This is a genomic window from Cyanobium sp. ATX-6F1 (assembly GCF_047395825.1).
Lineage (GTDB): Bacteria > Cyanobacteriota > Cyanobacteriia > PCC-6307 > Cyanobiaceae > ATX-6F1.
In genome coordinates, this window is the sequence record NZ_JBCEBF010000003.1 from 703,983 (window position 1) to 723,445 (window position 19,463).

General features: G+C 66.0%; 19 protein-coding genes and 3 pseudogenes. 7 read left to right on the top strand and 15 right to left on the bottom strand.

From position 1 onward, the window contains the following. Window positions 1-108: 108 nt before the first annotated feature. From AAF143_RS15705 to AAF143_RS15720, 4 genes are read right to left on the bottom strand one after another with little or no spacing between them, the layout of a single operon-like run. Window positions 109-561: a dual specificity protein phosphatase family protein gene (locus tag AAF143_RS15705; protein WP_255010059.1), complete on the bottom strand. Its 453-nt coding sequence runs from the start codon at window positions 559-561 to the stop codon at window positions 109-111. A gap of 3 nt (window positions 562-564) precedes the next feature. Next, window positions 565-1,704, bottom strand: coding sequence for an SLBB domain-containing protein (locus AAF143_RS15710; protein ID WP_255010058.1), 1,140 nt, complete (start codon window positions 1,702-1,704; stop codon window positions 565-567). Further along, on the bottom strand, window positions 1,704-2,024 hold the full coding sequence (locus AAF143_RS15715) for a hypothetical protein (RefSeq protein ID WP_414027336.1): 321 nt from the start codon (window positions 2,022-2,024) through the stop codon (window positions 1,704-1,706). The genes AAF143_RS15710 and AAF143_RS15715 overlap by 1 nt, the downstream gene beginning before the upstream one ends. A 50-nt stretch (window positions 2,025-2,074) precedes the next feature. Further along, window positions 2,075-2,740 carry a hypothetical protein gene (locus AAF143_RS15720; RefSeq protein WP_414027337.1) on the bottom strand — a complete coding sequence of 222 codons (666 nt, stop codon included), beginning with the start codon at window positions 2,738-2,740 and terminating at the stop codon, window positions 2,075-2,077. 496 nt (window positions 2,741-3,236) lie between these two features. Between AAF143_RS15720 and cysS the strand changes: the two are divergent. Continuing rightward, window positions 3,237-4,701, top strand: a pseudogene (cysS, locus tag AAF143_RS15725) (cysteine--tRNA ligase). 120 nt (window positions 4,702-4,821) lie between these two features. Further along, window positions 4,822-5,604, top strand: coding sequence for a hypothetical protein (locus AAF143_RS15730; RefSeq protein WP_255010050.1), 783 nt, complete (start codon window positions 4,822-4,824; stop codon window positions 5,602-5,604). Here AAF143_RS15730 and AAF143_RS15735 read toward each other — a convergent pair. After that, window positions 5,594-5,815: a hypothetical protein gene (locus AAF143_RS15735; protein WP_255010048.1), complete on the bottom strand. Its 222-nt coding sequence runs from the start codon at window positions 5,813-5,815 to the stop codon at window positions 5,594-5,596. The genes AAF143_RS15730 and AAF143_RS15735 overlap by 11 nt on opposite strands. A 250-nt stretch (window positions 5,816-6,065) precedes the next feature. On the opposite strand from AAF143_RS15735, the gene AAF143_RS15740 reads away from it, so the two are divergent. After that, window positions 6,066-8,582, top strand: coding sequence for a WcbI family polysaccharide biosynthesis putative acetyltransferase (locus AAF143_RS15740; RefSeq protein WP_414027338.1), 2,517 nt, complete (start codon window positions 6,066-6,068; stop codon window positions 8,580-8,582). Between the two features lie 866 nt (window positions 8,583-9,448). Continuing rightward, complete coding sequence (locus AAF143_RS15745) at window positions 9,449-10,105, top strand: FkbM family methyltransferase (RefSeq protein ID WP_255010046.1); 657 nt, start codon at window positions 9,449-9,451, stop codon at window positions 10,103-10,105. A 193-nt stretch (window positions 10,106-10,298) separates the two neighbouring features. On the opposite strand, the gene AAF143_RS15750 is transcribed toward AAF143_RS15745, so the two are convergent. Beyond that, on the bottom strand, window positions 10,299-11,477 hold the full coding sequence (locus AAF143_RS15750) for a tetratricopeptide repeat-containing sulfotransferase family protein (protein WP_414027339.1): 1,179 nt from the start codon (window positions 11,475-11,477) through the stop codon (window positions 10,299-10,301). After that, on the bottom strand, window positions 11,474-12,316 hold the full coding sequence (locus AAF143_RS15755; RefSeq protein WP_414027340.1) for a hypothetical protein: 843 nt from the start codon (window positions 12,314-12,316) through the stop codon (window positions 11,474-11,476). Before AAF143_RS15755 ends, AAF143_RS15750 begins: the two co-directional genes overlap by 4 nt. Before the next feature lie 447 nt (window positions 12,317-12,763). Between AAF143_RS15755 and AAF143_RS15760 the strand changes: the two genes are divergently transcribed. Further along, on the top strand, window positions 12,764-13,072 hold the full coding sequence (locus tag AAF143_RS15760) for a hypothetical protein (RefSeq protein ID WP_414027341.1): 309 nt from the start codon (window positions 12,764-12,766) through the stop codon (window positions 13,070-13,072). Here AAF143_RS15760 and AAF143_RS15765 read toward each other — a convergent pair. Further along, window positions 13,069-14,070: a glycosyltransferase family 2 protein gene (locus AAF143_RS15765; protein ID WP_414027342.1), complete on the bottom strand. Its 1,002-nt coding sequence runs from the start codon at window positions 14,068-14,070 to the stop codon at window positions 13,069-13,071. The two genes, AAF143_RS15760 and AAF143_RS15765, sit on opposite strands and share 4 nt — an antisense overlap. 928 nt (window positions 14,071-14,998) lie before the next feature. On the opposite strand from AAF143_RS15765, the gene AAF143_RS15770 reads away from it, so the two are divergent. Together AAF143_RS15770 and AAF143_RS15775 are read left to right on the top strand one after the other, a co-directional pair. Then, window positions 14,999-15,652: a hypothetical protein gene (locus tag AAF143_RS15770; RefSeq protein ID WP_414027343.1), complete on the top strand. Its 654-nt coding sequence runs from the start codon at window positions 14,999-15,001 to the stop codon at window positions 15,650-15,652. 171 nt (window positions 15,653-15,823) lie between these two features. Then, window positions 15,824-16,174 (top strand): hypothetical protein, encoded by a 351-nt coding sequence (locus AAF143_RS15775; protein ID WP_414027344.1) that lies wholly within the window; start codon window positions 15,824-15,826, stop codon window positions 16,172-16,174. 17 nt (window positions 16,175-16,191) lie between these two features. Here AAF143_RS15775 and AAF143_RS15780 read toward each other — a convergent pair whose 3' ends face one another. The 7 genes and pseudogenes from AAF143_RS15780 to AAF143_RS15810 form a co-directional block, all read right to left on the bottom strand. After that, window positions 16,192-16,827 carry a hypothetical protein gene (locus tag AAF143_RS15780; protein WP_414027345.1) on the bottom strand — a complete coding sequence of 212 codons (636 nt, stop codon included), beginning with the start codon at window positions 16,825-16,827 and terminating at the stop codon, window positions 16,192-16,194. After that, window positions 16,820-17,605, bottom strand: coding sequence for a glycosyltransferase (locus tag AAF143_RS15785; RefSeq protein ID WP_414027346.1), 786 nt, complete (start codon window positions 17,603-17,605; stop codon window positions 16,820-16,822). Before AAF143_RS15785 ends, AAF143_RS15780 begins: the two co-directional genes overlap by 8 nt. Next, window positions 17,530-17,925, bottom strand: a complete 396-nt coding sequence (locus AAF143_RS15790; RefSeq protein WP_414027347.1) for a hypothetical protein — start codon at window positions 17,923-17,925, stop codon at window positions 17,530-17,532. Before AAF143_RS15790 ends, AAF143_RS15785 begins: the two co-directional genes overlap by 76 nt. Window positions 17,926-18,317: 392 nt before the next feature. After that, a pseudogene (locus tag AAF143_RS15795) lies at window positions 18,318-18,680 on the bottom strand (HlyD family efflux transporter periplasmic adaptor subunit); the annotation flags it as partial. Between the two features lie 188 nt (window positions 18,681-18,868). Continuing rightward, window positions 18,869-19,102: pseudogene (locus tag AAF143_RS15800) on the bottom strand (biotin/lipoyl-binding protein); the annotation flags it as partial. After that, window positions 19,069-19,248 (bottom strand): hypothetical protein, encoded by a 180-nt coding sequence (locus AAF143_RS15805; RefSeq protein WP_414027348.1) that lies wholly within the window; start codon window positions 19,246-19,248, stop codon window positions 19,069-19,071. The gene AAF143_RS15805 and the pseudogene AAF143_RS15800, both read right to left, overlap by 34 nt. Before the next feature lie 3 nt (window positions 19,249-19,251). Then, complete coding sequence (locus AAF143_RS15810) at window positions 19,252-19,458, bottom strand: hypothetical protein (RefSeq protein WP_414027349.1); 207 nt, start codon at window positions 19,456-19,458, stop codon at window positions 19,252-19,254. Window positions 19,459-19,463 lie beyond the last annotated feature (5 nt).

A 19,463-nucleotide genomic window follows, 5' to 3' on the forward strand; every position in this document is an offset into this window, starting at 1 on the left:
CTGGCCTGCGAACGTGAGCCGGGCTCCAACGTCACGCCTGCGCAGTGCAACGTAAGGGCAGCCACCGGTCAAGGCAGGTGCGCGCCGATGCAGCGCGGCGAAGCGCATTCACTCCAGAAGCCCCAGCTGCCCGGGTAACGGGTTGGTGCCGGGGTGCAGCTGCATCAGGTAATCGAGCGCCTGCAGGCGTTTCATGCCCCGCTCGCGCATCAGCCAGGCCAGGCACACGAGTGGTGAGCGCTCCATTGAGGCCACGCAGTGCACAAATACCGGCCCCTGGGCCTCGTGGCGCAACCGGGCCAGCTCCGCCAAAGCCGCCTCCAGCTCCGCGCGCGTGGGGTTGCGGCCGCTGCGGTGGTCGGGCAGCACCTGCCGCGCCCAGAGGAAACGCTCCGCCAACGCCTGAGGCATCGGCAACTCAGGGGCATCACACAGGCTCAGCACCGCCCGCACCCCTTCGCGCTCCAGCAGTTCCAGGTGCTCCTCCTTCTGGGGTGCCGGCCCGAGGGCCAGTTCATCCCTCAGCACCCAGTCGATCCGAAACCGCGATCGAACGGACATGGCCTAAGGGTTGGCGGAGTCGTTGTAGCTGTTGCGCGCCAGCTGCAGCAGCGTGAGCACGTTCACCAACCCGGTGAGCGGCGTGCCCACCGCCGAAATCGCATCACTGAGCTTGGCGTAGTTGGTGCGGCCCACCACCACCGTGTCGCGATCGCGCAGGGGCGGGTTGCGGTTCTCCGAAACCGGCGAGTTCAGATCCAGGGCGAAGGCCTGCCGGGTGACGCTGCCGTTGCGGTTGATCCGCACCAGTTGCACACGGTTGGTGTTCGCTCGCCAGCTCTTGGCGCCCCCCGCCGCCAGCACCGCCTGCACCAGCGGTGTGTTCGCTGCCAGGGGCACCAGGCCGGGCCGCTCCACCTCACCCACGATGTTCACACTGATCTGGCGTGGCGCCAGGGTGGTGGCGGCCAGCTCGGTGGCTTCGATCACGGGCTCGGTGGCCTTTTCGATCTTGATCGTGTCGCCATCGAACAGCAGCGGGTTCTGCACCTGGTCGCCGTCCTGCACCAACGCCAGCAGGTTCACCCGGGTGCGCCGGTAGGCCACCACCTCACCCGGTAGCCGCCGGCGCAACACCACCTGGCGTAGATCGGCCTCCTGGGTGATCCCGCCCGCCTTCTGGATCGCATCCACCAATGTGGGCAGACCGCTGATCGTCACCTTGGCTTCGGTGTTCGAGGTTTCCGAGCTGGTGAGCGTGTACACCCCCGGCCGCTCCACCTCCCCAACTAGGGCCACCCGCAGGGGCCGCGGCCGGATCAGGCTCAGTTGAAGTTCCGGGCGCAGCAGCTGGCGTCTGTAGAGCGCCTGCAACCAGAGGGTCGCCTGGGAAAGGGTCAGGCCGATCAGGCGCACGCTGCCCAGAAGCGGCAGCGACACGGTGCCGTCGCTGAGGATCTCCACCGGCCCCGAGAGCGGATCCTTGGCATCCCCGCCCAGGAACTTGAGCGCCAGTCCATCGCCGGGGCCAAGGATGTAGGCGTCTTCCTGGAGCTGGGGCGAGCGGCTGGGCGCTTGCAGCGGCATTGCCCCGGGCGTGGCCTGGGCCGGGGGCAGCCAGGAGCCCACAAGAGCCACCAGCAGGATCCCGCTCAGCCCGGCAGCTGCGGCTCGGGGCTGGTTGGTCGGAACACTCTCGGCCATCAACGAACGATCAGCCTGGTTGACCTCTCCGCCAGTATGCGGTCGTTGGCTGGATCAGGCCATGAGCAAAGAGCCGGCGAGAGGTTCAGTTGCCGGCGAAGGGGAGCGAAGCGCACCCCACCTGAGCTGGTGTTGTTGCCGGAGTTCTTGCCGGCATTGCCCCGCGACGGGTTGGGGCCCTTGCCGTTGTTGCCGCCGCCGGGGTTGCCCTTGGCTTGGCCATTGTTCTGGGCCACCGCCGGCTCAGCGCTGATCAGGGGGACCACAGGCAAAGCCACTAAAGCAATCAGCAGCAGAAAGGGAATCGCGGGGCGGGCCATGGACGGAAACTGAGCCTGATCCAGCCAAATCTAGATCGAACCACCGAGGTCTAGAACAGTCCAGTGCGGAAGGTGTCGCCCCAGCTCACACTCAGCACCCCCACCCTTCCAAACGGCGATTGGTTGAACACATCCGCCGCCAGCACATTCACCGTGAACGGGAGATCCCGCAGGGGCGTGTACGAGAGGTTGAGGTTGGTGCCCCGGCCGCTGTAGCCCAGCGACAGGCCCACATTGCTCGTGATCTCCAGCCCCAGGGCCGTGAAGAAGGCCGTCGTCGCGCCCTCGAAGTTCTCATCAAGCGCGGCGAAGTTGTTGCCGCCAACGCCCACGCTCCACTGCAACACCTGGTTGAAGTAGGGGTTGGGGGTCCGCAGCGGTGTGGCCATCGTGATCACCCCATAGAGGTTGGACGACGGCTTGGCCTCATTGCCGTATTGATAAAGCCCCTGGGTGCCTCCCGCCGCCAGCACCTGCAGCCGCGGTTCGCTCACCAGCATGCGGCTCACCGACAAATCAAAGCCGCCGTTGAAGTTGAAGTTCTTGACGCTGCCGATGTTCCAGTTCAGCTCCACCGCGACGAGCCGGTAGGCATCCCCCAGGCCCAGGCCCATGTTCATCGCCCCATCCAACCGACCGGCGCGGAGATTGCCTGGGGTGGCCCCCGAGAGACCGATGAAGTAATCGCCCCAGTTGGCGATGTAGGCCGTGGGCAAGGCGCCGCCAAGGTTGGGGGAGGGAAGGGCTCCTCGATCGGAACCCCCACCAGGCGCTGGGGGGCAGGCTTGATTTCGGGCTTGCCCTCGGGCTTGGTGGCGGGCGCCTGGTCGGCCAGGTTGGCGATGAACTCCGGCTCCCGCTCCCACACCAAGGCCATCGGTGTCGGCGCGGCGGTGGGGGGCTGCTGGAGGCCGTGCCGCTGGTAGGGGCACTCGGCGGAGCGGCGGGCTCGAGCTCCCACAACAGCCCACCACCGCTGGCTCGGGGGCTGGCGGTAAGGCCGGCCTGGGGGTGGGCGCGGCCCGGCGCCGCCAGCAACGTCAGGCTCCCAAGCATCAGCGTGAGCGCCACCAGCGTTCGCGGAAACGGCTGGGTCACGGGCGCTTCAGGCAGGGCAATCAAGTCGTTGGAACGATAGGTGCCGAATCCAACCCAGGCCAGGCCCTAGCTTGCTGCGATCGGCCCACCGTTTCCCATGCCGAGCGCTCCCCCTTGACCCTGCGGCTCACCAACACCCTGACCCGGCGCACGGAGCCGTTGGTGCCGCTGGTGCCGGGCAAGGTCTCGATCTACTGCTGCGGCGTCACCGTCTACGACCTCTGCCACCTGGGCCACGCCCGCAGCTACATCGTCTGGGATGTGCTCCGGCGTTACCTGATCTGGCGCGGCTACGCCGTGACCTTCGTGCAGAACGTCACCGACATCGACGACAAGATCCTCCAGCGCGCAGCTGAGGAAGGCAGCTCGATGGAGGCGGTGAGCGAGCGCAACATCGCCGCCTTCCAAGCGGACATGGCGGCCCTCAATATCCTTCCGCCCGACCGCATGCCCCGGGCCACCCGCTGCCTCGATGGCATCCGCGCGCTGATCGGCGAACTGGAGGCCAAAGGAGCGGCCTACTCCGCCGATGGCGACGTCTATTTCGCCGTCACCAAGGCCGCGGGCTACGGGAAGCTCTCCGGCCGCGACCTGAACGCCCAGCAAGACAACGCCTCCGGCCGCGTCAGCGGAGCCCAGGAAGCGCGCAAGCACCACCCCTTCGATTTCGCCCTCTGGAAAGGCGCCAAACCAGGCGAGCCCAGCTTCCCCTCCCCTGGGGCCCTGGGCGGCCCGGCTGGCACATCGAGTGCTCGGCGATGGTGCGCGCGGAGCTCGGTGAATCGATCGACATCCACCTCGGCGGCGCCGATCTGATCTTTCCCCACCACGAGAACGAGATCGCCCAGTCGGAGGCCGCCACAGGGAAACCCCTGGCCCAGATCTGGCTGCACAACGGCATGGTCAATGTGGGCGGCCAGAAGATGAGCAAATCGCTCGGCAACTTCACCACCATCCGCGCCCTGCTTGCCAGTGGCGTCAGCGCCATGACCTTGCGGTTGTTCGTGCTCCAGGCCCACTACCGCAAACCACTGGATTTCAGCGCCGAGGCCCTCGAGGCCGCCGCCACGGGCTGGAGGGGCCTCGGTGCCGCCCTGGCGGTGGGCGGCGCAGCCGCCCTCGGTTGGGAAGCCGGTCCTGAGGCAGAGCCCGACCCCGAGCCCAGCCCCGAGTTGGCGCGCCAGCGCGACGCCTTCATCGCCGCCCTCGATGACGACCTCAACAGCTCCAGCGCCCTGGCGGTGCTGTTCGAGCTGGCCCGGCCCCTGCGCTCGCTGGCCCATCGGCTGGAGCACGGGGAACGACCCTCCCCGACGACCAGCGCCTGGGCGCCCAATGGCTGTTGCTGGTGGAGCTCGCCGGAGTGCTCGGCCTTGTGGCCGAGCCCAGCGCCCCCGCGGCGGCGGAACCCGCCGGTGGCCCCTCGGAGGCCGAGATCAAGGCCCTGATCGAGCAGCGCCGCACGGCCAAGGCCGCCAAGGACTACGCAAGGGCCGATGGCCTGCGCGACCAGCTGCGCAACCACGGCATCGAACTGATCGATCGGCCCACGGGGGTGACCGACTGGATCAGGAAGTAGCGGCACGCCAAAGGGTCGCTGCGGCCGCCCCTTCCGCCCGGCTGGTTGCCCTTGCGAGCGGCTTAGCCTTGACCCGATGGCCCCGGCGGTGAGCGCGGAGACCGCGATGGCAACGAAGTGATGGCGAAAAAGCAAAGCGGTATCTGGATCTCCCTGCCTCGACTCCTTTCCCTGCCCCTGCCCGCTGCGGCCCTGGCGGTGCTGTGGAGGGATCTTCTGCTCTCTCTTCCTGCCGATGCCCATGAGGAGCGCCAGGCCCTCGAGCAGGCCCTGATGCGCCATGAGCTCAGCCAGCACGATGTCCTGATCGATCAGGACCGCTGGGAACAGATGTTCAGCCGTCTGGAGTCCCTGGTCGGCCAATTGTCCGAGGCGGAGCTGGCCGGCCATCTCGCAGACCTGACACCTCGCTTGTACCAGTTCCTGGTCCATCAAGCCGGGCCTGATCCAGCTCCGGAGGTCATGGCCGACGAGCGGCGCGCTGAGTTGCTCTGGCTCAGCGACAACTGGATGCGCCGCTTTGAGCAACTGCCCTTCGAGCGGCCCGATCCTCTGCCGTTGATGGCCGAGCACCTCTGCCGCTACGGGGCCCTCACCTGGATGAGAAGGAAGGGTCCCCAAGCGCGCCTTCGAGCCCTTTCCCTGCTGCAGCGGCTGCATGCATTGCTGCCTGAAGCCCGGGACTGGGTGCTGCCCAGCATCCGCGAACGGCTGATCCTGAGCGTGGAAGAGCTGAGCCAGGAGGGTGAGCTCGCCGATCCGGACCAGCTTCAGGAACTCCTGGAGGCCTGCCGCTGCCTGGCCGACGAAGAGGCCTTGACCAGCGAACGGCGCTCAGCGATCGATGGGGCGGTGTTCCGCGGCCTGGCCAGCCTGCAGCTCTGGCGGCAGATCAACGACTGAGGTCGTTCAGCGCCCGTTCCAATTGCTCGATGGCAAAGCCCTGAATGATCCGTTCCAGCTCCTGATCGTCCCTGCCGTCGCGGCGGGCCTGCAACAGACAGATCGCGGCCTGCTGCTGGCCCACCTCGCCTTCCATGCCTGGGGTCAGACTGGCCAGTGCGGCCAGAGCCTCCTCAATCCAGTCGTCACCGGGGCGCGATGGCTGCTGCATCTAAAATCCCAGCATGAGGGGGTGATCATTGCAGTCTATCTCTATATCAATTAGAATCGAATTCAGGCCGATGTCAAGGATTCAGACGCAGCTTTTTCGTAATGAGTTGCTCCGAGCCCCGACCGCTGAACGGGAAAGCTGTGCTATTCAACGTTGAATTTCCGTTGAGGGCAAACTTACCTTTTGGATGCTTAAGCTGGGCTTTCTATGGCGACTTCCTTGAACAAATGTGTAGCACCCCTGCAGGGCTATGAGCCAGGAAGCAGATGAACCGCTGCTGCTACTTGCCCAGGCGTTACTGGCCCGAGAAGTAAAGGAGCAGCAAGAGCCCAGCCATCGCTCAGAGCTGCTCAGCACGGCTATCGCCTGCCACAGCCGCATGCTCGAACTCGGCGACAGCGAAAAGCCTGTTGCCTTGGCCATTGCCGGGGCCGATCTGCTGCAGGCCATGCAAAACCTCAGCGGTCACAGTCTCGACATCCCCGACTGGGTGTCGGTGTTTGAAGAGCAATGCTGCCGTTATGGGGCCCTCTGGATCCACGCCCTGCAGCAGCAGGGCCAGCCCATGAGTCGTGAACGTAGTCTGCGGGGAATTGCCCTGCTGCAGCGCCTCCAAGAGCTCCTTCCTGAGCCGATGCCATGGATCAGCAACTTGAGCCTGGACTTGGAACAGGGCATCCGCTCCGCTGCTCCAGCAGTAGAGGGCAATGAGATCCGTCTGGTGGTGGTGGGCAACTGCCAAGCCCACCCGCTGACGCTTGGCTTGATGCAGGCCCTACCCCAGGCCCGCATCTACGCCACTCCTTCGGTGCACATCGCCACGGCCGAAGATGTGGCCCATTTGCATCAACGGCTCAATGATACCGATCTCCTGGTGATGCACCGCGTGCAACCGGGTTACCGAAACGACATCGGTCTGGATTCAGTCACCCTGGCAAGCCTGCTACCCCCATCGGCCCGCAGCGTGGTGCTGCCCAACCTGCATTACGAAGGGCATCACCCCTGGATCGGCTACGCCCAGGATCCGGATGGTCGTCTTTCTAGGTTGGAAGAGGAATCACCCCTCGGCCCCTATCACGACTTCCTGGCCATGGTGGCCGCTCGCGACGATCTGCCGCTTGAGCTTCTGCTCGATTCAGCCTGCCCGGTCGCCGTGCTGGATCAGCTTCGCGCCCATCACCATCATTCTTTGGCGGAGTTGGCAAAACGGGAAAACGACTGCGACCTCTCCATCTCTGACTGGATCAGCAACAACCACAGGCGCCTTCCTATCGCCCACACGATCAATCACCCAACTCAGGCAACCCTGGATAAGCTGCTGCGCCAGCTTCTGCAGATCCTGGGACTGCCCCACGAACTTAGCGAAAATCTCTTTGATGCAGCCGAGCACCTTGGTGCCCTCAGGATCCCGGTGCATCCCTGGGTGCGACAGGCCCTCGGGCTGGATGCCTGGGCCGATAGCTGGGGCCAGCGCCAGGGTGAACCGCTGCCGATCGAGAAGCAGTTGGAGGAATCGATTGCGTTCTACGAGCAACATCCATGGATCCTCGAAGTTAACACCAACCATCCCAAGGCCCTTCTGGCAGGAGACCTTCTCACTGCCAGCGACGCTTCATCCAGGCTCGGAGCCCAGAAAGCCCATAACCACACAATCCAGCCCCTCTCCGCAAGCGACCCGATCCCGTACGCGTTCCTAAATCCCCTCCACGACTTTCCAACCGACGATCAGCTGCCTCTAAGGCCCGCAGTCAATCCTCTAAATTGGGATTTCAAGTTGCACACCTATCGCATCGGCTGGCGTGAGGAGCGAGATGCCATAGTGCTGCCTGTGGGTGTAATCACAAAGGAAGGCTGGCTTTGTGATTGCTTGCAATATCTGCCTCCGCAATGGAGCAGTGCCAACTGGATGAGCTCCATGGCGGGATATAACCTCTGCGACGAAGGTGGTGGGTTGGCCCTGGTGGACAAGCAGGGCACGCCCCAACAGCATCTTGCTGGACGCTGGTGTGTGCTCAACGACATCGTGGCCCATCGCAACCTGGGCCATTTCTTCCATGATCTGTTGCCCCAGATGATGGCAATCCGGAGGTTACGCCAACGCTGGCCAAATTTGCAGGTGCTCGGCAGCCCTGAGCGGTATCCCAACCTCCGGATCCTCCGGGAGCTGATGCTCGACGACGCCTGGCAGCCAAGGCCTCCAGCCCAGCGCCTCCAAGTGGAGAAGCTGACCCTACAGCCACTGGCCTTCAATGGTGGCATCGGCTTTCTGGCCCAGCCAGATGACCATTGGTGGCTTGCGGTAGACGACCTTCGCGATGGGCTCCAGTCCCTTCGAAAGAGGCTCGCACCCGATCCGGCAGCACTATGGCGCGACCACTGGGTGTGCTTCAGCCGCGATCTCGGCGTTGCCACGGAGGCTCCCCAGGGTCGCTTTTTCAGCAACTACCCCCAGCTGATCGAGCAACTCAGCAACGCTGGTGTTCTGATCATTGACCCCGGCCGTCACGACATTCGTCAGCTCCAAGTGCTTGTGGCTGGCGCACGAGGATTTGTGGGCATTCACGGTGCAGGCCTGTTCAATGCCCTGCTCGGTCAGGAGAGCGCCAGGGTTGTGGAGATCCGACCAGCCTGCGGCTGCTGGCGAGCCCTGGAACTAACTTGTAAAGCCGCTGGCCTCGACTGGAGAAACGTGGGATGCGAGACCGATCCAACCGATCCGGAGCGCAGCATCATCCCGATTGATAAGGTACTCGCCCTCCTTGATTGAGCGTCACCAACAGCCTCCATAGGGTTTCGCGCCCCATCGACTTAAACGCCCACCAGCCGGCAGGCTATCGGCCGCCCGCGCCTCAATGCAGGCCCACCGTAACCCTGATGCACGGCCCGTATCAGTGGCCGTCGGCATACCAGCGTCGGCCAGCAACTCCGCAAAGGGGAACTTGGGGTAGAGGCCATCCACCTTCTCAAGCAAAACTGCCAAGCCCTGCTCACACCCTCCATCCGGTCGGCAACGTGAGCAGTTGGAACAACAGGCTGTGGCTCTCAAGCAATTGGTCTTAGATCACCACTGCCCATTCGCATGCTTAATGGCCGCCTTGGTCATCGCCGAATTGCTCAGATCACATTCCTCACGAATCTCCACGCAAGGAAGCCTTGCGTTCATCACCCAGCCCCTTGATTCAAAACGTATCAGCGCCAATCCAGTGAGCAGCGCAGCCCCTCCTCGATCTTCAGGCCAGTGCGAAGCTTCTGGCGGCAGTTCCTTTGATTCTGACCTCCTTCACCACCAACTACTCCTACGGCCTACCCAGTGATGCCCCGGCGGCTCTCCCAGACTTGGTGCCCTTACATGCATCTTAACTATTAGCAGAGTCAAGCTTAAACCAAATTCGATACCCCATTCTCGATGGCGCTGAGCATAATGCACAAACGATTATTTAAGGCGATCGATTGGGAGCAGAAGTGATGGAGGAAACGCGCAGCAGCGCCTGGAGAGGCCCCTACAGTGAGGCAGTCAAGCTTGAGATGATGGCACCAGGGGGCTAAACAATACTTCCTGGGATGGGTGGCTTGACGAGCCAAGGCGAATAATGCTAAAGTTAGAAATAAATTGATTCTCACGGGATAAGTAAAATGTATTATTCGCAATTTGGCGAAGATAAGTTTTTGATTGATAATTTTCTATCTCGCCCCGGGATACCTAAGTTTTATATAGAGTTGGGCGCCATTGATGGTATTAGATATTCAAACACTAAAACACTCGAAGATGAGCACGGTTGGTCGGGCATATTGATTGAGCCCATTCCAAGCGCATTTGAAAAGCTAAAACTGAATAGGCCTGGTAATATGCTCGTCAATAGCATCGTTGGATCGGAGGAAGGAGAGGTAAAGTTTAGGTTTTTTAACAATCCAGACCTGCAATGCGTTTCCGCAGTCAAGAGCACTCAGAAAGAGTCTCACGAAAAGCAATGGATGAATCTTCAGACCGCCGAAAATGATTGGCTTGCTGATCAAATTGAAAACGATTTACAGGAGATTATATTGCCTACGCAGTCACTTGGCGGCATTGTTAGACGTTCACGAATTCCATCATTTGGCCTCCTTTCGTTGGATGTTGAAGGTCACGAACTAGAAGTGCTGAAGTCTTATGACTGGGAAATTCCCGTTTCATATATTCTTGTTGAAGGGAGCAGGGAAAATGATGCTGATGTGTTCGACTACATAACCGAGAAAGGAGGCGTGTTTGAATGCCATTTCCACATAAATATGTTGTTTTCATTTCTTGGCTAAGTGCTATTCCTTCATGCAGCTCTAGCCACCTGCTATCACTCGCCATTCATGGCATTGCACGAGACCATCACAACTTTGGCGATCTGTGGGCTTTACACTCAATGAGTTCCTATAATGTTATTAGGACTTATGCGGTCGCTTCGCTTCTTCTACCGGGGTCCCATGGTGGAAAAGTGGTAGGAATGGAGTGGCGTCATCTTTCCTGGCAGAGGGGGCGACAGAAGCAGACGTGTACGACGAGCACCGGCTTCATAGAAATATAATGGAGCCAACTCGCAACCTCAGAGCTCCAGCCAGAGCTCCATCGCCTCCGCCAGCACCCCATCCCTGCAACGACGGGCCAGGTTGGGATCGATCGGGTGGAGCTGCTCGCGTCCACGGTTGTAGGCCACATAGGTGCGCCCGGGGGAAGACCCGCTGGATCCTGATCGAGAAAAGCCAGAACGCGGCGCAGCACGGGCTCGGGGTTGAGCACCAGCGCCTCGAAGCTCAACAACAGGATCCGCTCGGCCGGCACATGCTTCCGCCAACGACCCAGTTGATCGGCGTAGAGGCTGCCACTGAGGGCATTGGGAAAGAACCAACCCAGTTGGGCACGCTCGGCCGGATCAAGGGCCTCCAGGTTTTCCATCTCCTGGCGCAGCAGCGCCTCCGTCTCCCCCTCCAGTCCCACCTGGGTGCGCATGTGGCCGATCCAGCTGATCGCCCGCGCGAGCGGTTCCCGCAACACCACGATCAGGCGGACCTCGGGCAGCAGGCTCTGCACCCGGGCCGGGGCCTCCGGTGTCTGCAGGTAGTCGGGGGTGGCTTCGAGGCGAACGATGGAGCCGGTTCGCCGCAGCGATGGAAACTGGGCCCGGTACCACTCCTCTCCCCGTTCCCAGTGATTGTCGAAAAAATGCAGCTCCTTGAGGGGGTGCACCCAGATGGCGGGATGGCCGCAGAGGTAGGCCGCCAGGGATGTGGTGGCGGATTTCGGGGCGCCGATGATCAGGGCATCCGGCTGTCCGCCGGCTCCCACGGCCGAGTCGGGGCGTAGGCGATGGGGAGCGAGGCCGGTGCGGGCCACCTCCCGGCTAATGGAGAGCGAGCGCTCCCGCTCCCCCAGATCGTGGAGCCAGTGGGCCAGCAGAAAGCGGGCCAGCGGCCGCTCAGGCGCCAGCGCCAACAGCTCCTGCAGCCGGGGAAGGATCCGGCGCCGTTCCTCCAGATCCAGGCCCAGGAAATAGAGACCGTTCAGGGGGCGCTGATCCGTGGGGACCTCGGCCAGTCCATCCAGGTAGGCCATGGCCGCAGCGAAGCGGTCGGCCTGGCGCCTGGCCTCCTGGGCCCGCTGGAGCCAGAGGGGTTCACGCCCTGCCACCGGCTTCACGGCCTTCCGCCCGCAGGCCGTGCGAACCGCCCCTGCTCCAGCAACCGCCGGGCCCGATCCAGCTGCGCCTCGACCTTGGCCACCAGATCGACCAGGCGTTCGTGCTCCTCCACGTAATGGTCCAGTTCCAACTCCAGCTGATGCAAGTGGGCCAGCAGCAGGTCGCGTTCCTCCTGATCCCGGCTCAGTTGGCGCTCCAGGCCCACCAGTCGTGAATCCCGATCACCGAGGGCCCCATGGTGGCTGTCCCAGCGGTGCAGGGCCTGCAGCAGTTCCGTGCCATCGAACGCCTCCCGCCACCGGTCCCCATCGCCCTCGTGCCCGTAGCGGTCGGCCCAGCTCTCCAGGTCGAGGTAACCGTTGAGCAGGGCTGGCCTGAGCTGCAGCAGGGCCAAGGTGGTGGCCCGCAGCACATCCGCGGGCAGGCTGCTCACCCGGGTGGAGCGACGGCGACGCACGCCCTGCTCCAGCTCGGGCAGCTCCCGACGCAGGGCCTCCTCCAAAGCCGAGGTGGAGTGGCCCAGGTTCACCAGCTGCAAGCGCTCCCGGGCCCGTCGCTTGATCTGCACGGCCAGATCCATCTGCTCCAGCCAATCGGCCAGGGGATCGGCTCCCGGGGCTGAGGCAGGGCCCCCATCGGACAGCTCAGCGAGGGCCTGGTCCGGCGGCCCATAGAAGATCCAGGCCCGCCAAGTCTCGTTGTCGTGAAGGCCGCGGGCGAGCGAGTCGAGAGCTGGAGCACCGGCGGAGCGCCGCAGGCCCAGGCGGCTGCCAGGCAAGCCATAGATCCAAAGACCCTGGACCGAGAGGGGCACCAGGGGCTGATCAACGCTGGTCACCTTGGCCGTCACTTCGTGGTTGGTTGTCAGCTCCCGGCGCCTGGCGGGACAATGGGCCTGCCCTCGTCCCCTTGCGGTGCAGAAGCAGACCCTGATCGAGGGGCTACGGGCTCTGCCCGGAGATGAACGGCTACTGAGGACCCTCGGCAGTCTGCTGGAGGGCGAGGGAAATTGGCAGGAACTCCAGCAGATCATGTTGGAGCAACTGCCGAGGCTCAGCCGTGGTGCGCCCATCGAGACCCACGTCTGCTACCTAGCTGGAAAGGCCTGCCTGGAGCTGGGGGATCTGCGCCAAGCCCTCGCCCTGAGCACCCGGGCGGTTCAGGGGCGCAGCGACTTCGCCTACAGCCACCACATTCACGGGCGTGTCCTCGCGCAGACGGGCCGGCGGACGGAGGCGCTGCAGGCCCAGCAACGCTGCGCGGAGCTCGCTCCGGCCTTCCCCTGGTGCTGGTTCGAGATCGGCCAGCTGCATTTGGCCCAGGGGAAACCACCGCCGCCAAGGCGGCCTTCGAGCGGGCCCTGGCCCTGCAAGAGGCCCAGGATCCTGGGAACACCACGTTGTTCCGGCGGGCGCTGGAGGGCGTGGAGGCCCGGGCCCAACGGGCGGAACGCCAGGCCGCGGCCCTCAGCCTCTGGCCCGATGGCCCGCCGCCTGGGCTCGATGGGCCGCTGGCCCCACTCCAGGAACTGGCCCTGGCAACCGAACAGTTCCGCCTGTTCCTCGATGGCCTCGAGGGACAGCCAGGCGGCTAGGACCAGCCCCGGCCGGCCAGTTCCCTGGGCCGGCCATCGGTGGTTTCAAGGCTTGAGGCCTCCGGCCACCAGGGGCTTGCGCTGGCCATGGCCCCGGGCCAACGGCGCATCAACCGCGACTGGGCTGGGGCCCAGGTGGCACTGGTGGAGAGGGAGCGGCTGGCGGCCTCAAGGTGCAGCAGCGTGGCCTCCGGGCAGACCACGTGCCGGTAGCCCGCTCGCCCGAGCCGCAGACAGAAATCCACGTCGTTGCCCTCGACCGGCAGCGCCGGATCGAATCCGCCGACCGCCTGAAAGAGCCCCCGGCGCAGCATCAGGCAGGCGCCGGTGACCGCCGGCCAGCCCGTGAGCTGATGGAGCCGACCGCGGTGGGGAGCGCGCTCCAGCGGCAACCCCCGGTAGGGATGCTCACAGCCTGCGCCCATCAGGGGCAGCAGGCCGGCGTGCTGGATCGTGCCATCGGGATAGAGCAGGCGGGCACCGACGCAGCCGATGGCCGGGCGCAGGGCCTGGCCCGCCAAAATTTTCAACCAGTCTTGATCGACCCCGGCAGGCACCAACACGTCGTTGTTGAGGAACAGCAGCAGCTCACCACTAGCCTCGGCGGCGGCGCGGTTGTTGAGCAGGCTCCAGTTGAAGGGCTGATCAAGGGAACGCACGCGAAAGCGACTGCCGGGCCGCTGGCGCCAGTGGCGCAGCAGGGCGGCGGTGGCCTCCAGGCGGGAGCCGTTGTCGACCACGAGCCACTCCAGATCGAGTCCCCCCTTGCTGGCCTCGACGCCATGGAGGCACTGCTCCAGCAGATCGGGGCGGTCCCGGGTGAGCACCACCACGCTGAGGCGGAGGGCGCGGGGCACAGGCCAAGTGAGGCGAAAACCGGTGGCAGGGCCTGGCTCCACGTGCACTGGTCCCTCACCGCAGCGGCCCAGGTGATCGGCCAAGGCGGTGGCATAGGGGGCCGGGTCTTGGGCCGGGCCCTGCTTGAGGTGCACCAGCACCCGATCGAGGTGGGCGATGCGGGGGCGGCGCTCCAGGGCGGCCAGCTGCCAGCGCCAGCGCTCCAGGGGATCGGCCCCGGGCGGTAGGGGGACAACCCCTGCTGGTGCAGCCAGTCGCGGCGCCAGAAGGCGCAGCTGCCCAGCCAGGGGGTGCTCCAGAAGCTCTCGCTCACCCAGCCCGGCTTGAACCAGGGGTCATGGCGCCGGCCCTCGCCATCCAGCTGGTCTTCGTCGGGGTAGAGCAGGTCGGCGCGATCGGGCTGGGCCGCCAGCCAGCCGGCCAGCCAGTCGAGGGCTCCCGGGTGCAGCACGGCCTCCGGGGAACAATCGAGGTGCCAGGCCTCCCGAACGGCCCGATCGCCGCCGGACCCCTGGGCCGCCGGCGGCGACAGAACCGGCTCGAAGCTTCGGCACCAGATCCGGTAGGCCGCCGCGCTGAGCCCGCCGGCGAGCCTTTCGCCTGCGAACACCCCGAGTCCTTCCGCTTCCCTGGCCTGGAGAGCGATCCAGCGTTCATCGGGAAGCACCTCCTGGGCCGCACGGAAGGCGGCAGCCGCCTCGCCCCAACGGCCGTCACGGCGCAGCAACTCGGCGGCGGCGAAGGCGTTCCAACCCAGGGAGGGGTCTTCGCGCCAGCTCCCCAGCTGCAGGGCCAAAGCCGCCTCGAATTCTCCCTGGCGTTCCCGCACCTTGCCGAGGAGGTGCAGGGCGCTGGCGTGGCGGGGGTCAATGGCCAGGCAACTCCAGAACGCCTGGGCGGCCGCCTCAAGCTGGTGCTCACCGAGGGCCTGGGCCCCCTGGCGGTACCAGTGTTCGGGGTTGGTGGTGGAAGGTTCAGGCACCACGGTCACAAGATCGGGCGCCGCTCAGACCGCCGGTGCCATGATCGCCCGAGCTGGGCCAGGGCGATCGCGCTCACCGTCAACCTTTGGGGCCACCTGAGCGGGGGCTTCGGGCTGGGGAGGGGGCCCGCTGCACGGCCCGGGCCCTGGCGGCGGCCGGTGTGCACGTGCAGTGGCGCGATCTCCCCCTCGCCACCCACATCAACGACCAACCGCTGCCCGAGTCAGGGGATTGGGAGCCAGCGGCGATCGATCTGGTGCACACCAATCCCAATGTGCTGCGACAGACCGATGGCCTGCTGGAGCGGCTCGAGCTGCGGGCGCCCCTACGGATTGGCTACTGGGCTTGGGAGTTGGAGGCGTTCCCCAGCGGTTGGGAGGCAGGGTTCGCGGGGCTGGACCAGCTCTGGTGCCCCTCCACCTTCACGGCCCAGGCCCTGGCGCTGCGCAGCCCGGTGCCCGTGTCGGCGCTGCCGCACCTGATCGACTGGCGCCGGGCAGATCGGCTGGCCCAGCGGCGGCTGACGGTGCCCCCGGCGGCCCGGAGCGCCGTTCACGGTGCTGTTCGCCTTCGATTTCTGGAGCACGGTGGGGCGCAAGAACCCGGTGGGGGCGATCGAGGCCTTCCTGCGGGCCTTTCCCCCAGGCCGTGGAACGGAAGCGGGTGGGAGCGCGACGCTTCCCCCCGCCCGGCTGGTGCTCAAACTCTCCAGCGGACTCCAATTTCCGGATGCCGCTGAGGCGCTGCGGGAGCGGGCCCGGAGCGACCCGCGCATCCACGTGCTCGATCGCCACCTGCCCCTGGAGCAGCTGGATGCCCTCTACACCGAGGCCGACGTGCTGCTGAGCCTGCACCGGGCCGAGGGCTTCGGGCTCACCCTGGCGGAGGCGATGGCGGGGGCCTGCCGGTGGTGGCCACGGGCTACTCCGGCAATCTGGATTTCATGCCTCCGGGCAGCGCCGAGCTGGTGCCCCATCGCCTGGTGCCGATCCGGCGCACCGAAGGCGACTACCGCGAGGGCTGGCCCTGGGCCGAACCCGACCTGGATGGAGCGGCGGCGGCCCTGCGGCGACTGGCCCTCGATGGCGCGTACCACCGGCGCCTGGCCCAGGCGGGGCGCTCGGCGGTGCGCCAGCGGCTGGCCCCGGACACCCTGGCGGCGGTCGTGCGCCAGCGGCTGGGGTGCCTGCTGCGCCAGCCGGGGCGCGCCGAACTGGCCCGAGGCCTGGCGGCCGATCACCCCCTACGGGCCCTGGAGTAGGGCCTCGATCCGGGCGTTCAGGGCGCGCTCGAGGGGAAGGAACTGCCACCCAGCAGCTCCAGGGTGGCCGGCAGATCCAGCCGGTGCAGGCTCTCCTGCCAGACCACCGCCCGCACGGCCGGATCGGGGCAGCCCCTCACGCAGAGCCACTCCGCCAGGGCGGTGCCCTGCACCCGGGTGGCCGCGTCCATGGCCCCCTGCAGCCAGGGGGCGGGCTCCTGCCAACTCCAGGGCTGAGGCGCTTCGGCCGCCAGCCGCTCCAGGCGGCCCAGGGCCTTGATCGCCCCATCGCCATGGAGCACCTCCAGCAGATTGCGCACGGTGATCGGGCTGTCGCTGCCCCATTGCAGCGCCTGCTCATAGGCGGGGATGGCGGCGGCGGGGCGCTGCAGGCCACGGTGGGCATCGCCGAGCTTGTGGGGCGTCCAAAAGCTGGTGCTGCCAGCCGCCAGGGCCTGCTCCAGCACCTCGCGGCAGCGGGTGAACTGACCCTGCATCAGCAGGGCATGGCCGAGGAGATCGAGTAGCTCAGCCTGCCCCGGGCTCACCTCCAGGATCCGCAGCAAGCTGCCCTCCAGCAGCGGCCAGTCCTGCTCCGCCAGGGCCGCGCGGGCCTGCTCCCACCAGATCTGGCGCGGGTCCTGCTCAGCCATGGGAGGGCGCGGGTTCCGTGGCCAGGGGATCCTCGCCCCTGGCCACGGCTGCGATCAGCTCGATCTGGCTGTCCAGACAGCGGCGATGGTCGAACTCCCGGGCCATGCGGCGCCGGGCACCCAGGCGCAGGTGGGCGAAGGAGGCCGGCTGGCGAAGCACCTGGAGCAGCGCGCCGGAGAGGGCCTCCGGTCGATCGAAGGGCACCAGCAGCCCCTCCTGGCCGTGCTCGATCACTTCCTCCACCGGGGCGGTGCGGGAGCCCACCACCAGGGCTCCGCAGGCCATGGCCTCCAGCAGGCTCCAACTGAGCACGTAGGGGGCCGTGAGATACACGTGGGCGGCGCTGAGGCGGAACAGATCGAGCAGGGCCCCATGGGGCAACAGACCTGGGAAGTGCACCCGGCCCGGATCAAGGCGGGATCCCAGCTCCCGCAACAGCTCCTGTTTCCAGCTGCTGCCAGCGGAGGGGGACGGCCCATAGGCGCTGCGGTCCTCGCCGCAGATCACCACCCGCACGGCCGGGTGCTGCGCCAGCACCTGCGGCAGGGCCCGCATGAACGTGTCGAAGCCGCGCAGGGGCTCCAGGCTGCGGCTGCTGTAGGTGATCAGCGGTTCGCCGCCCCGCAGCAAGGTGCCATCGGGCAGCCGCAGGCTGCTGACCGGGCTGGGCCGGCAACGCTCCAGATCGATGCCCTCGTGGATCACGGCGATGCGCGGCTGGAGCCAGGCGGGGAAGGTGCACAGCTGGAAGCGCGTGGCCGTGAGGCCGGCGGCCATGCGCCGGGCGGCCTGGAGGGTGGTCCACTGCAGCAGGCCTGGGCCGGCGGGCCGGGGGCGCCATCAAGAGATGGCACACCCAGCAGATCCATCTCCATCAGGGCCACCAGCGGCACCCCGGGGAACACATCGTCGAGGAAAAGCAGATCCCCCCAGAACGGATGGCCCACCACCACCTCCGGGTGCCAGCCCCGCTGGGCGAGGACCTGGAGCTGAATAGCCACCCGCCGCCCCTGGGCGAACTGCCGCTGGCAGCGGGCTTCGGCGCTGGGCTGGCGCAGCTCGTCGCCCACATCGCCGCCTGCAGGGAGATAGCGCACCCCCGGAAGGGGGGCACATCGGTGCGGTTGCCGATTGCCGCCACCGCATGGCCCGCGGCCTGGAGGGCCGGAGCCAGGTGGCGGAACTGGCCGGGGAAGTTCTGGTGAACCAGCAGCACCCGCACCGGGGCCTCAGCGGATCGTGCGAACGGCGTCGGTGTTGCGCAGGACGGAGCTCATGAACAGATCGAGCACGGTGCGCTTCTCCAGGCGCAGGTCGGCGGTGAGGGCCATGCCGGCCTGGAGGGGGTAGCGCTTGCCGGCCGATTCAACGTATTGACGGGCGATCTTGAGATCGATGGGGAAGCGGGTGAATTTGTAGGTGGCATCGGGGGCAGGGCATCGGTGCCGATCGTGGTCACGGTGCCACCGATGGTTCCGTACTTGCTGCGGTCGTAGGCGGCCAAGGCGATGTCGGCCGTTTGCCCAGGCCGCACGAAGGCCAGATCCTGATTCGCCACGAAGGCTTCGGCCCGCAGGCTGTCGCTGGGCACCAGCTGCAGCAGCACCTCGTTGGCACCCACCACGAGGCTGCCCTTGGCCTTGAGATTGAGGATCGTGCCGGCCACGGGGGCGCGCAGCACCACCCGCTGGAGCCGTTCGGTGTTCTCGACGGTGTTGGCCTGGTTGTCGGCCCGGGAGCGGGCCAGCTCCGCCTGGCGCTGGGAGGATTCGGCCCGCAGCTTGATGCGCTCGTCGGCGTTCTGGCGCAGCTGGGCCTCCAGCTGGGCTTCGGTTTTCTCGTAGTCGAGCAGCTGGAAGCGCGAGGCCGCCCCTGGCGTTCAAGGGCGCGCAGGGACTCGAGCTGCTGGCGGTTGATGGCGATCTGGCTCTGGAGCCCGATCTCGGTGGAATCCAGCTGGGCCAGGGCCCCCTGCAGGCGGCTCACCTCCGCCTGGCTGCTGGTGGTGAGTTGGGTGCGCTGGGTGGAGAGGGCCTGCTGGCGCCCCTTGAGGATGGTGGTGTCGAGGGTGACCAGGGGCGCATCCTTCTCGACAAGCTGCCCTTCCTTCACCAGCACAGCGGTCACCACGCCGGGCTGATCCGGTTTGATGTCCTGGGTGGAGCGCTTGGTTTTCAAGGTGCCCTGCACCGTGACGATCTGATCCACCTTGACGAAGGCGGCCGCCCCCACGGCGGTGATCACCAGCACCGCCACCGAGCCGCCGAGCACCATCGGGAACAGGGGGTGGGGCGGCTTTCCAGGCGCAGGTCCATGGGCCGCGCCAGGCTGGTGCGATCGGCGCCCCGGTTGGAAAGGGCCTGGGATTGGGGCTTGGTGCGCCTGGTGAAGGGGTTCCAGCGCCGCGGTTCGTTGGCCATCGCTCAGGTTGCTCCGCGGCTGCTGGTCTGTTGGGCGTAGAGGGTGGCGTAGGCGCCGCCGGCACGGACCAGGTCCGCATGGCTGCCATCTTCGATGATGTGACCCTTTTCCATGTAGATGATCCGATCGGCGTTCACCAAGGTGGTGAGCCTGTGGGTGATGAACAGCACCGTGGTGGATTGGAAGGTGTGGGAGAGGTTGCTGCACACCTGCT